The following is a 12,871-nucleotide window of genomic DNA, read 5'->3' as shown; positions in this document are numbered from 1 at the left end:
AAATCTCATTAAAAACATTTTGTGTTAAAAGTGAGGTTTTTATGTATAAAGAAAATTTTAAATGGGGTGTATGTATTGTCGTTTTAGCGTTTTTTTTGACAGCATGTGGGGGGCGTTTAGAAAAAAATATTCCAGTTACCACATTACATGATGGAACAATGAGTTGTTCTGATATTCAACGGGAATTTTTTGCTAATAAGCGCCAAATCGATGCTACAATTAGAGAGCGTTATAAAGCAAGAAATAAAAATGCGGCTTTAGCAGCAACAAGTCTTGTATTTCTTCCTGCTTTGTTTTTTATAGATCCTAAATCCAGTGAAAGTAATGAAATTTCAGCTTTAAATAACCGTAATGCTGTTTTGAGTGATCTTGCACGTACGAAACGTTGTCAAATAGCACAATAATTTTTCTTAGTTTTATTATACGTAATTTCATTATCACTATCACTATTTTTGGTCTTTAAGGAATGTACTTTAAAGACCAAATTTTATTTTAAAAGTAAATTGTATGATATAAATATGATGATGTTTTAAAGGAGGGTTTTCTTTTTGGATAAAGGATTTATCTTCTGCATCATATTATCGCATAATATATATTATGGAACTTTATGGAAAAGTATAGCTAGCATCAGCGTTTTGAGGAACGAAGCTTTAAAATGAGCTACTTAAGTTAACTAAGATCGAAAATCGAGCCTGTTATTCTGGCTCGAAAATTTTAATCACAATGTTTTTTTATTTTTTACTCTTTTAAAAAAAATAATTACAATTTGTAGTACTATAAAAGCTAAAAACAATATTCCATGAAATAATGGTACAAATGGCTGATAAATAAAATCGGAATAATATATTGTTATTGCTTCAATCAACGCTGCAATACACCACACAATGATACCCCATAGTGAATACATCCAAAGTCCAACTAAGGCAATAGGATAGAGAATAGCCAATATAGCTGATGCAAATTGCCACTGCCAAGGCATAAGATCAAAACGCCATAGAATACCTGGAAAAACCCCAACAAGGCGTATCCAATAACAAATACCTAGAACTAAGCAAATAAATGCCAAAAACCGTAAGTAACAGTTATAGATTAAATTGATTTTTGAAATCTGTTTGTGAGAATTATTTTTCACAATAATAACTCTTGTTCAACAGGTTGGAAGTAAGAATCTACCATTTCATCTGTCACATTTGAAAGTTTATCTGGTTGCCATTGAGGTCTTTTATCCTTATCGATTAACATAGCACGTATACCTTCATAAAAATCATGTGAATGAATCATATGATACGCTATGCGGTTTTCAATTTTCATACAATCTTCCAACATTTGAGATGAATTTTGTTTCATTTGTTTCCAGATAACTTTTAAACTTGTCGGAGAACGTGACTGCAAAATATCATAACATTCTTTAGCAAATAAAACATCTTCATTGCTTTTTTTATGTAGCAACTCGAGACATTCTTCTAAGGTATGGGCACTAAAACAAGTGTTAATAATACAACGTATTTCATGACTTGTTTCATAGTCTTTTGTAATTGTTCGCTCGTTTAAAGCTAAAGTAGGATCTCCTTGCTCAATAACAGCTTTTCTAATCATATCGAATTCAGTTTCAGCAACGGCGTGTGTTGCTAATCCTAAATTTAAGCAATCTCCCCACTTTATACGTGCGCCCGTTAATGCAAGATAGATACCAAAATGATTGGGAAGAGATGGTAAGAAAAAACTTGCACCTACATCTGGGAAAAATCCAATCGCACCTTCTGGCATAGCAAAAACTGTATTTTCTGTAACAATTCGATGCGAGCCGTAGAGAGAAATACCTACCCCTCCTCCCATCCAAATACCGTTTAAGAAAGAAATGTAGGGCTTTGAAAAATGTTTGATATAAGCATTTAAACTATATTCATTTCTAAAGTATTGACAAGCAGCAGCACTTTTCCCCATATGATAGATTTCTACAACATCTCCACCAGCACAAAAAGCACGCCCCTCCCCTTCAATTAAGACACAAGAAACATTATCATCTGTTTCCCATGTTCTGAGAGCTTTTTTTAAAGCTGAAACCATTCGTTGATTAAGAGCGTTTAATGCTGAAGGACGTGTGAGCTTTATAATACCAGCACGCCCTTCTTTCGTAAAAGAAATATCATCATCTGCTCCAAAATTAATTTGCATCTCACACCCTTCTTAAAACAATTATTTCATTGTTTTTTTATACTTTTTGCCCCAAGTTTAGGAAATATTTGCATGATTGCGCCAATACAATATATATAAATTCCTGTTACCGAAATTCCTATTTTAACCCAATAGGGAGCCTCTAGTTGATAAAAGAAGGCAGAAACACCAAAAAAACACCATAAGAGAAAAATGGGAAAATTAATTCTACGTAAACGAAGGACTCTTACTGGATGAATAAAATAAATTGGCAAAAAAGATATAATCGCCGATAAAACAATAATGATAAAAGTAATCCACTCTCCTGGTCTGACGACAAAAAGCGTAAAAATCATCATATTCCAAACAACAGGAAATCCTTTAAAAAAGTTTTCTTTGGTTTTCATACTAGTATCTGCATAATAAATAGCAGATGAAATAACAATAATTGCACTCAATGAAAATGATAACCCTACCCCCATGAAACCACTTTGATAGAGTGCAAAGGCAGGAATTAAGACATAAGTCACGTAATCAATAATATTATCTAACAGCTCTCCAGACCATGTTGGAAGAACGTACTTAACATCAAGTTTGCGTGCAATTGGTCCATCTATACCATCAACGAGAAGAGCAAGCCCAAGCCAACAGAACATAGCTGTCCATTCTTTTTGAGAGGCTGATATAAGAGAAAGAAACGCTAAAAATGATCCCGAAGCTGTTAGTAAATGAACGGAAAAGGCCTTTGCTTGTGGCATTGTTACTTTTTTATGGCGTAATAATTTAGCATTTGTTTTGATTTTCTTTGTTAATTTACGTTTCAAGGTTTTCTTATCCTCGTTTTTAAAGTCTTCAACCATCTATCAATACGCCATTTTTTAACGATGATATAACTCAGCATTTAAAAAAATCATAAAAAGGTTACTTTTTTATATCGCATTATTTATTACATACTATAATAATAGAAGAGCTTCATATAATAAAAAGAGAGAGATCATTTGGAAATGTTAAAATATTTTCTCAATGAATAAAGGTTCAAATCGTTGTGATATTTGAAAAGGAAGAGCATAAAGATATTGCTGTTATTGGTGCAGGTCCTGTCGGAATGTTAGCCGCGCTGAGTCTTGCACAGAAGGGGCTTTCTGTTTTTCTTGTTGGGCCCCCTGCTCATACAGATGAGTTACGGACAACGGCTCTTATGATGCCTGCAATACGCATGCTTCAAAAACTCAATATTTGGGATAATCTTCAAAAACATGCAGCTGCTTTATCGTCCATGAGAATTATAGATATAACTTCTAGAATTGTGCATGCTCCTACGGTGCATTTTTCTTCTACTGAAATTGGCGAAAAAGCTTTTGGCTATAATATACCTAATGTAAAATTGAACAGTGCTTTAGTCGACGCTGTTACACATACGCCCAATATTACAAGATTTGTTTCTGCAGCCAAATCTGTTCATCACACAAAAAACCATGTATGCATTATTCTTGCTAATCATAGAATTATTCAAGCACCACTTGTTGTTGCAGCTGATGGACGTCACTCTCTTACACGTGCCGCAGCAGGGATAAGTGTCAAACAGTGGAATTATCCCCAAAAAGCACTTGTTCTCAACTTTTCTCATGAGTTTTCTCATCAAAATACATCAACTGAATTTCATACAGAACACGGTCCATTTACACAGGTTCCACTACCAGGACGAAGATCTAGTCTTGTATGGGTTGTTCATCCTTCCCGCGCTGAGGAATTATTAAATATAGAACCAAAAACAATTGCAAAAATGATCGAAAACCAAATGCAATCAATGCTTGGAAAGCTAAGCTTAGAAACATCAATTCAAGCATGGCCGCTTTTCGGACTTCTTTCTCATCATTTTGCTGCTAATCGAACAATTTTAGTGGGTGAAGCCGCTCATGTTTTTCCCCCTATTGGGGCACAGGGATTGAATTTAGGATTCCGTGATGTCCAAACTTTAATTGATATTTTACCCAATAAAATATCCAATTCTAACTCTGAAATGATTGTTGCACATTATAACAAATGCCGCAAACCAGATATATTAATCCGAAGTGGAGCTGTTCATACACTGAACTCTGCTCTACTTTCTCATATGTTGCCTGTTCATATCATACGAAGCATTGGGCTTGGTTTGTTGCATAGTTTCCCACCATTACGTAATTTATTTATGCGCGAAGGAATGTATCCCGGTTATGGATTCAAGGAAATTATGCAAATATTTCCAACAAAATCATCAAAACAGCTCTACTAAGCAATAATGAATAATAACGTAAGATAAAAAATAATAAATTGTATTTTGAATCATATCTATTACTGATGTAAAAAAATATTTTTGTTCTTTCTAAGAAGTAACAAATTATATTAAAATAATTAATTATATTTATTGATTTATTTATAATAATAACATGTTTAATTAATATAACTGTAAATTATTTTTTATTAAAAATTATTATATTATTTAGTATGTTGATATGAAATAAGAGAAAACTGAATTATAGACTACAAATTAAATTATAAAGATATCTTGCTAAATCATAGCTGTTAAATTTAGAACTATAAATAAAATGAAAAATAATACCGTTTTGAAAAATTTATTTTATTAAATTAATTTTAATAAGAAAATAAATAAAAACAGTTTTATTTAATCAATATATTTTCAAAAATTTTTATTGTTAAGTATAATATTAAAAATAAAATCATCTTTGGAACCTGTTAGTAACACAGAGGTTAATGAAGTGTTGTTTCAACAAATGGTAACAAGATGACACTAAATAATTTTTTGAAATTAAGTACTTTTTTTATAATGATTGCATGTGTCTCGTTGATAGTCACGACTTCAATAAGTGAAGTTTTTCACCTTCCTTATTGTCAAACCTTTACCTATAGCTCTACTCAAAAGGTCACTAAAATAGGTCAGAACTCATTTACTGCTTCACAAGTTAAAAATTGTCTTATGCAAAATGGTTTTGAGAATATTAAACGATTGCGCTTAGATGACAATGGTATCTGGCGTGCTTTAGTAAAATTTAAAAAGTCCCATTTTTTCGTATCCGTTGACTATTCAGGAACAGTTAGCATTCAAAATGAAAGAAAAGAATATGATTGATTTAAAAACTTACAGCAACGTTTCTTTTCACAGCTGTAAGAAAAAAAAATTAAAAAAGTACTGCCATTCTATTAAAGAATTTTCTTTCATTGGCGGTTTAAATGGTAGCATATCAGGAGCTATCGCGGCAACTCTTGCAGCTTATGGTTATATTGCTCTTCCAGGATTTGGTCCAGTTATCGCAATGGGTATAGGAGTAGCACTTTCTTCCGGAATAATAATAGGAGCACTGATAGGATCAGGAATGGGAGGGAGTGTCGGTATATGCTGTATTTTATTGGGAAATTTATATGAATCATAATAATTTTTTCTCTTATAAATTTCATAATGAATAGAAATTTCTCGTCATTTTTTCTATGAAAAACAATTAAATCATCAACAAATTATATGTTCTTTTTTTGATGAAACGATCATCATATTATAAATGAAATAATAGCTAACTTACTAAAATTCCTTATTTAATTTCTTATTATACCTCAAAAAGTAGATTTTTTAAAAGCATCTCTTGAAGAAATGTAAGTGAGATATAATTATCCATCCATAAAAGCTGTATTTTTTATAGATCAAAAAATAAAAGTTATGTTCAGAAATATATATAAACACACTTTAATTTATTTGCTCTTTCTAATAACAGAATATTTCTATGTAAATTATTTTTCTTAAAGTTAAATTTAAGACATTTATATAATATATCATTAATATAGATTGTTATTTATAGACAACAATATATTAAAATATAAGTATAAAGGTATTTTATGAAAAAAATATTATTATCATTATTGTTTTTTATGGCATTTTTAATTCATAAAAATTCTGCATTAGCACTATCAAAACAAGTAAATATTTATAAATTAGAATATAACAATTCCAAAAAGGCTATTGGTAGCATTAAAATTGAAGAAACCACATACGGTTTGATTTTCATCCCTAATTTATCTACTTTATCAGAAGGAATGCATGGTTTTCATGTACATGTAAATCCTTCATGTGATACAAAAGATGGCATAATTGGTGGAAGCGCAGGTGGACATTATGATCCGGAACATACCGGAAAACATTTAGGACCTTATAATGTCAATGGTCATCTTGGTGATTTACCAGCACTTTATGTTGATAAGCAGGGATATGCCATAATGAGCGTTCTTGCTCCACGATTAAAAAAAATCTCTGAAATTAAAGGGCGCTCTTTAGTCATTCATTTAGGGGCTGATAATCAATCAGATAAACCATTACCGCTTGGCGGAGGTGGTGCACGTTTAGCGTGCGGTATTATTGAAAAATAAAGAGTGTATTGTGGCAGACTGCGACAGTACACACTCCCTTTACCCATAAGGTGTGAGAGAAATTTATTTTTTAAATCTATTTCAAGAAATTGAGTAAACTGTGTGAATATTTTATAAAATTAATGTTTTTTTGAATGTTTAGTTCGGATAACAAAAAGCTTAATAATCATCAAAACGAACAGCAATGGAAATTAAAGAAATAGTAGTGTAAATTCTCCGTAAGAAGACTTCAATATGAGGAAGTAATATTTTCCATGCTTGATGTAAAAAAGCAAAAAAGTCGAATTTCACTCTCTATAATAAAAAATTTATAATAAATTATAATCATTAAGTCTAGTATCTAATGGAATCACGCTCAATGCACAAAATATAACAGGCCTAAAACAGAATTTTTACTCTTCCCCTACTCAACCCTACTCATGAGGTACGTGAGAAAAATTTTAATTGATACAATATCAATATAATAAGTCAAACAAAATAATTAGAGTAATTTTTCATCACTCTGAAAAAAGGCTTTTAAATAATAGAGTCTTTTTAAAAATACTCCTCATAGATACATACGATCCCAATCTAGTGGACGCATCTCACCAGTTTGATAAAATTGACGAATGAGCTTAATATAATCAAGAAAATCTTTGTTTTCCTCCACTAATCTATTAGCAGTATCCCAATCAATATCACTACGTTCTTTGGCAGGAATTAAGATTTCACTCTCGGAAGAGTTTTCCTTATTAAGTCTTATAAATCCAATTCCATGCAAACTTGAAAGCATCCGAAGCTCTTTTAATGTATCAACTCCTTCAATTTCACTAGCAACTAAATAACTCAAATTAGCCCATGAAGAATTACTAACTGTTTGAAAAAATGCTTTTCGTAAATTTGAACGATTGATGAGAATTTTTACTTCAAAAGACCAAAGCTTTGTCTTTTTATCAAAATATTGCAAAACACAGTCTTTGATTTCACGATTCCATTCCTTGCTTAAATCTTGCATCCCTACGAGATCTGGATAAAGCCATTTATTTCCGCCTGCACCATGTTTATTACGAGAACATTTCTCATTAATGCGCTTGCTATAAACTGCAAGCTCTGACCATAAAAATTTAGATAATAATGGATAAAGATCATGCTCTTTAACAGAGCCATCTTCTGTTCTACTCTTTGCATTGTCCTCTATTGTATCAATTTCAGCACTATCTGTTTGTTCAGTAAAATAATATTGTCGCGGTCGTCCTTCAGTGGTTTTAATTTCTGAATAACGCTTTTGTAACTGAGGGCGTTTTGCCCCTATTTCAGCAACAATTTGCTGAATAAGAGCTGCATCACTATTAAGGGGAGTGATTATTGCCGTTGAATTCTTTTGTTTTTGACGGCATTTTTCTGGGTAATTTTCAAATATCCATTGAGCAATTTCTCGAGCTGTAAACTTTTTTGTCGGGTTTTTCTTTAAAAAATTAAAAACAGTGTTTGTTAAATTTAAAGTCATATGAAAAACTCCCCCTTTTATCCTCTGGGTATTTCATTATATTCAGGCGTTTTAAATGAAAGAACAATAAACTGTTTAAGTTTTTTAAAAAAAGAACATTTATCAAATTACTCAATAAAATTAAAATATTTTTTTTAATTTATAACTATAACTCAAAGATCTTTTCACATAACGAAAATAAGATTGTACTTTTATAAAAAATTGTAAATGTGCTACAAATCCCCATACAAAAGCATAATCTTGTATAACTTTTCTATACATTTTTCTTTTAACGTCGTTAGAAAAAAGTTAAAATAATTATTCAAATATTTGATTGAACCTCACACCCGTCAATTAAAAAAACTTATGTGTTTTATTTTTGAAGCAAAAAGTTATGAGCTCTCAAGTATAGATTCTGAAATGGTAAACTCTGCACACAAACCTTCAAAACTACTATTTGCTTTAATAGCATCATGGGGAATAAGAACATAATACCATTTTTTATCGCCATAAGTTGCCGCATAGCGCGTTGCATGACAACACCATTGAACTGCAGCTTCTCTCTTTTTTAAAACAATAGGATTTTGCATTTCAGAGGCTTTTTTAGGCTCACAAAGATATTTGGCATCCTTCGTTTCTACAACAAAGTCTGGTTCATAGATTGATCCTTTATCATATTCTATTCTGAAAAAACCTCGAGCGGGTTTCATCCATTTCAATACTTTTGCATCATCCTCTAATATTTGGGCAAATCGTAATTCCCCTTCTACTGAATCAAACTTTTGTAAAGGATAACAGCATTTTCTAAAGCCGCTGAATACAAGTTTTTTAATATCGCTTTTAATGGCAGGAATATTACGAAAATCAAGAGGAGACGTCCCTTGCGGCAACACATAATGGATAGGTTGTAAAATTGTAAAACCTCGTGTAACTTTAACCGCATAATCTTTTTGCGTTTCCCATTGATGTTCTCTTAATTGCGCAACAATAAAACTAGTAAGCTTGTGCTGATAGTGAATTAATACGTTCTCAACAGCTGTATCATTGGGTAAATAAGATCGGAAATGTTCTACTATCTGACTAGCTAATTTTCGTAATAAGAGCGTATGGTTATCATAATCGACAAAGTCATTATCAATCAAACCACGAATGATGTAGTTTTCAAGATAAGGCTCTTTGACATATTCATTCTTAGATGTGAGAAAAATGCTTTTATGGGTACGCAATTCTCGAATTAAAAGTTCTTTACTAACAGGTTGAAAATTTAAGTTTTCTAAATTTTCCAAATCAAAATCATAAAAACCATAAGTAACATCACGCGAAGGAATGAGTATAATATTTGGAATATCTATTATCAGTTCTGTTAATTGTTTTGTCAGAATTGTCACCACTTTTGATACAAGAGACTTTTGTGATGAAGGCTTAATATTCATAACTTTATTAGCAATTTTTTCTTGTATCTGTGCAGAACAAAGCATTTGAGAACTTGGCAATTTATCATTCTCTTTGATAAGATCCCACGCGATCGCTGCAATATCTTGCTCTTCAGGTGTTAATGTAGGGGAATCTGTATGACGTAATATGATACCTTGTAAATCAGAAGATGCTCCATTTATATCGGAATTACGTATTACCATCGTTTGCATCAATAAAGCTTCTACTTGACTTGGAACTGTCACTATATCGGTCTTTTCAAAGGGGATATTCCCTCCTGTTCCAATCTCAATATGCTTTTTTATAATTGAGTTTGGATCGTTTGCACGATCAATAATATCTTGAAAACGATCATGCGCAATAATTGTTAAACGATCAATAGCTTCCACGCCTGTTCTATACCCATAAGGCAAACGCAATCCACGCCCAATTGTTTGCTCTGTTAAAATTTCTGAAGCCGATGCACGCAACGGTACAATAGTATAGAGATTCGTAACATCCCACCCCTCCTTTAATTTATTAACGTGAATAACAATTTCTGTTGGGTCATGAGAATCTTCAATTGCAATCAGCTTTTGAATATTTTGATCTTCTTCTATATTCGACTGTTTTGTATGAATCTCTATAACTTTTCCCTTATAAGCTCCTGCAAAAAAATCATCTGATTCCAATAAATCACGCAATTTCTGTGCATGATTTGTATCATGAGCGACAACTAAAATAAAAGGCTTAACGAACTTTTTGTTATAATCTTTTGCATAGACAATTAAATCAGCTTTCACGTTTTCATGGGCATGAATTGCATCTTGTAATTTGATATGTTCTAATTGTTCAGATGTATAATTTTGAGGTTGAAAATCTTTACGTGTAGCAACAGCAGGCTCTTTTACAAAACCATCTCTCATAGCCTCTGCAAGTGAATAACTATAGACAACATTTTTAAAATCTACGGGTTTTGCACCTATTGTTTTTGGTGTCGCTGTAAGCTCTATTCCTAAAACAGGTTTTAACTCATTAATTGCTGCCGCACCAGCAGAAGCTCGATAACGATGTGCTTCATCCATTAACAAAACTAAATCAGGAAGATTTGCGAGATAATCAAAATAACTTTCACCAATCGTTTCTTGTAAGCGTTTAATTCGCGGAATACTAGATTTTAGTGCGCCTTTTTTATTATCCGTTGTATTAATTTTAGAAATATTAAAAATATTGATAAAGGCCGTATCTCTATTCTCAAACAAACGCTTTTGTCCTTGAATATGGTGTTCATCAACGCGAATACCTTTACCACTTTCATAATCTTCACCTGTAATAATAACGGGTCTATTGGCAATAAATTCACTCATTCCACTGAAAACATACTTCGGACTTTGGGGACTAAAATCCTGTTTTAACTTTTCATAAATAGTCAAATTTGGCGCTAAAACAAAAAAATGGCGACTACGACCTGTTAAATAAAGATAGCTGATAAAAGCCCCCATAAGTCGCGTTTTCCCAACACCCGTTGCTAAGGCAAAACAAAAAGAGGGAAAGTTTCGTTCAAAATCTTGTACAGAAGGATAAAGATTTTTTATCACTTCTAACTCTGCAACCAAATCAGCATTTTTAGAAAGCTCTATATTTTCTAAGATTTTTACCAAAATATTTAAAGATTCACGTTGAGGATCACGCAACGATAAGCGAGCAGAAATCCTTTTTTCAACAGTGTTCATGAAAAACTCCGCTTTTTATATATTATTCAAATAGATCTAATTCTGCTTGCGCAATATCTTTATTTTTGCTGTTTTCTTTTACCACAATCACTGGTTCAAGATTGGCTACATTTAAACTGTAATCGTCCCTTCCCCATTCGCATTTTTCTAATATTGCACGGGGGATTTTAGTGAGTGTCAGATTTTCAAAGGATGCTGATTTTGTATCAAAGGCTGTACCACAAATCAGCAACGTGCGATGAGAGCCTACCTCTTCACTCATTATACAGAGTTGTTCATGGGTCATGGCGCTCGTTGTGACATAAATATAATCTGTTTCGGTTGAATACCCTTGCATCCAATAATGATTTTCATCAGGTGCGTAGGTAAATCCCATATGTTTGCACATGGCTTCTGATAGCATGGCAGCATTATATTCGCGACTAATAATCCATTGTCCCCATGGATCTTTTTGCAACAGGGAAGGTGCAAGGCGATAATAACGGAATCCACCGCCACCTTGCCAATTGACACTTTTGGAAATTCCCCCTTGATCAGTTCCATCAATGACTTGTTTTAAACGAGGGATAATGTGGGTGTGACAATGCTCACCAAGTTCAATCATAATCCACTTCCTTCCCATTTTATGGGCAACAGCACCGGTTGTGCCAGAACCAGCAAAAGAATCCAGTACAAGATCACCGGGATTAGTGGCAAGTTGAATAATGCGTTCCATTAAACGTTCCGGTTTAGGAGTTGTAAAGACACTATCAGAATTGAAGACTTTGGCTTCTTTTTTTGCATCTTGATTATGGCCAACTTCCTGATAAGGCCAAATGGTCATTGAAACCATACCATTTTTTACCTCTGATAAAAAACGTTTCATAGAAGGAACATTACTTCCTGTTGGACCAAACCAAACACGATTATCATTCAATAATTCAAAGAATTTTTTTTTATTCATAGCCCAACTTCTACCATTAGGAGGCATTACCTTGCGTCCAGAAGGTGTGATGATTTCATAAATATCCTTAGGTGTTACTCTTTTTACAGATAAATCTCCAGATTTCCAAGGACCGCGAGGATCATTATCAGGATTTTTATAGCGCGCATCCATATCGTTTGAACGAGGAAGCAATTGAGGGCGCCAAATCGTTTTGTCTTTGGCATAAACCATTATAAAATCATGATTATCAGAAAGCCATTTTGTATCATTTTGTGGAGCATATTTCTTTTGCCAAATAATATTGTTGATGAAATTTTGGCGACCAAAAATTTCATCCATCATCACTTTAAGATAGGCTTGTTCATCATCATCAATTGATATCCAGATACTTCCATCATCCGCCAGTAAATGATGTAACAATTCTAGCCTGTCTCTCATAAGGCTTAGCCATAGGGAATGCTCCAAACCATCTTCATAATGTTCAAAGGCATTGCCTGTATTATAAGGTGGATCGATATAGATACATTTTACCTTTCCCGTATATTCTTGCTCAAGTGCCTTGAGTGCGAGTAAATTATCACCAAAAATGAGTTTATTATCAAAAATATCTTGGGTAGATACTTGCTGCGGAGCGTGATAAGATTTTTCAAGATCTTCCAATAAAATACGAGGCTCTAGTTTTGGGCGTTTTTCTTTTCCAATCCAAGTGAGTTCTAGTTTTTGTTTATTATAACTCATGCGATCGTCCTTAAATTTAAACGCTTATGAAAA

General features: G+C 32.7%; 11 protein-coding genes. 5 read left to right on the top strand and 6 right to left on the bottom strand.

Going from position 1 to position 12,871, the window contains the following annotated elements:
- Positions 1-41: 41 nt before the first annotated feature.
- Complete coding sequence (locus ACFIMA_RS04395; RefSeq protein ID WP_375618144.1) at positions 42-404, top strand: hypothetical protein; 363 nt, start codon at positions 42-44, stop codon at positions 402-404.
- A 314-nt stretch (positions 405-718) separates the two neighbouring features.
- On the opposite strand, the gene ACFIMA_RS04390 is transcribed toward ACFIMA_RS04395, so the two are convergent.
- The 3 genes from ACFIMA_RS04390 to pcsA are packed head-to-tail and all read right to left on the bottom strand — an operon-like array spanning position 719 to position 3,014.
- Positions 719-1,132 carry a DUF6163 family protein gene (locus tag ACFIMA_RS04390; protein ID WP_375613429.1) on the bottom strand — a complete coding sequence of 138 codons (414 nt, stop codon included), beginning with the start codon at positions 1,130-1,132 and terminating at the stop codon, positions 719-721.
- Positions 1,129-2,175 carry an enoyl-CoA hydratase/isomerase family protein gene (locus ACFIMA_RS04385; protein WP_375613430.1) on the bottom strand — a complete coding sequence of 349 codons (1,047 nt, stop codon included), beginning with the start codon at positions 2,173-2,175 and terminating at the stop codon, positions 1,129-1,131. The genes ACFIMA_RS04390 and ACFIMA_RS04385 overlap by 4 nt, the downstream gene beginning before the upstream one ends.
- A gap of 26 nt (positions 2,176-2,201) precedes the next feature.
- Positions 2,202-3,014, bottom strand: coding sequence for a phosphatidylcholine synthase (pcsA, locus tag ACFIMA_RS04380; protein WP_375621252.1), 813 nt, complete (start codon positions 3,012-3,014; stop codon positions 2,202-2,204).
- A gap of 185 nt (positions 3,015-3,199) precedes the next feature.
- Here pcsA and ACFIMA_RS04375 point away from each other — a divergent pair, with 185 nt between their 5' ends.
- The 4 genes from ACFIMA_RS04375 (at position 3,200) to sodC (ending at position 6,564) form a co-directional block, all read left to right on the top strand.
- Positions 3,200-4,426, top strand: coding sequence for a UbiH/UbiF family hydroxylase (locus tag ACFIMA_RS04375; protein ID WP_375613432.1), 1,227 nt, complete (start codon positions 3,200-3,202; stop codon positions 4,424-4,426).
- A gap of 510 nt (positions 4,427-4,936) precedes the next feature.
- Complete coding sequence (locus ACFIMA_RS04370) at positions 4,937-5,281, top strand: hypothetical protein (protein WP_375611907.1); 345 nt, start codon at positions 4,937-4,939, stop codon at positions 5,279-5,281.
- Entirely contained in the window at positions 5,259-5,582 is a 324-nt protein-coding gene (locus tag ACFIMA_RS04365) for a hypothetical protein (RefSeq protein WP_375628109.1), read from the top strand. The genes ACFIMA_RS04370 and ACFIMA_RS04365 overlap by 23 nt, the downstream gene beginning before the upstream one ends.
- A 454-nt stretch (positions 5,583-6,036) precedes the next feature.
- Positions 6,037-6,564 (top strand): superoxide dismutase [Cu-Zn] SodC, encoded by a 528-nt coding sequence (gene sodC / locus ACFIMA_RS04360; protein ID WP_375632234.1) that lies wholly within the window; start codon positions 6,037-6,039, stop codon positions 6,562-6,564.
- A gap of 547 nt (positions 6,565-7,111) precedes the next feature.
- On the opposite strand, the gene ACFIMA_RS04355 is transcribed toward sodC, so the two are convergent.
- The 3 genes from ACFIMA_RS04355 to ACFIMA_RS04345 form a co-directional block, all read right to left on the bottom strand.
- Positions 7,112-8,050: a COG2958 family protein gene (locus tag ACFIMA_RS04355; protein ID WP_375611904.1), complete on the bottom strand. Its 939-nt coding sequence runs from the start codon at positions 8,048-8,050 to the stop codon at positions 7,112-7,114.
- 371 nt (positions 8,051-8,421) lie between these two features.
- Positions 8,422-11,175, bottom strand: a complete 2,754-nt coding sequence (locus ACFIMA_RS04350; RefSeq protein WP_375693138.1) for a DEAD/DEAH box helicase — start codon at positions 11,173-11,175, stop codon at positions 8,422-8,424.
- Between the two features lie 22 nt (positions 11,176-11,197).
- Positions 11,198-12,838, bottom strand: coding sequence for a site-specific DNA-methyltransferase (locus ACFIMA_RS04345; protein ID WP_375693139.1), 1,641 nt, complete (start codon positions 12,836-12,838; stop codon positions 11,198-11,200).
- Positions 12,839-12,871: the final 33 nt, after the last annotated feature.

The sequence above is a fragment of the Bartonella sp. AP88HLJMH genome (genome assembly GCF_042195605.1).
Taxonomy (GTDB): domain Bacteria; phylum Pseudomonadota; class Alphaproteobacteria; order Rhizobiales; family Rhizobiaceae; genus Bartonella.
Note: the sequence above shows the minus strand (reverse complement) of the source record. Positions and strands in the feature narration are given on the sequence as shown.

Excerpts from the sequence above, each read along its gene's own strand:
- ACFIMA_RS04395 (WP_375618144.1), top strand. The coding sequence starts at position 42 with ATGTATAAAGAAAATTTTAAATGGGGTGTATGTATTGTCGTTTTAGCG.
- ACFIMA_RS04385 (WP_375613430.1), bottom strand. The coding sequence starts at position 2,175 with ATGCAAATTAATTTTGGAGCAGATGATGATATTTCTTTTACGAAAGAA.
- pcsA (WP_375621252.1), bottom strand. The coding sequence starts at position 3,014 with ATGGTTGAAGACTTTAAAAACGAGGATAAGAAAACCTTGAAACGTAAA.
- ACFIMA_RS04370 (WP_375611907.1), top strand. The coding sequence starts at position 4,937 with ATGACACTAAATAATTTTTTGAAATTAAGTACTTTTTTTATAATGATT.
- ACFIMA_RS04365 (WP_375628109.1), top strand. The coding sequence starts at position 5,259 with ATGAAAGAAAAGAATATGATTGATTTAAAAACTTACAGCAACGTTTCT.
- sodC (WP_375632234.1), top strand. The coding sequence starts at position 6,037 with ATGAAAAAAATATTATTATCATTATTGTTTTTTATGGCATTTTTAATT.
- ACFIMA_RS04355 (WP_375611904.1), bottom strand. The coding sequence starts at position 8,050 with ATGACTTTAAATTTAACAAACACTGTTTTTAATTTTTTAAAGAAAAAC.
- ACFIMA_RS04350 (WP_375693138.1), bottom strand. The coding sequence starts at position 11,175 with ATGAACACTGTTGAAAAAAGGATTTCTGCTCGCTTATCGTTGCGTGAT.
- ACFIMA_RS04345 (WP_375693139.1), bottom strand. The coding sequence starts at position 12,838 with ATGAGTTATAATAAACAAAAACTAGAACTCACTTGGATTGGAAAAGAA.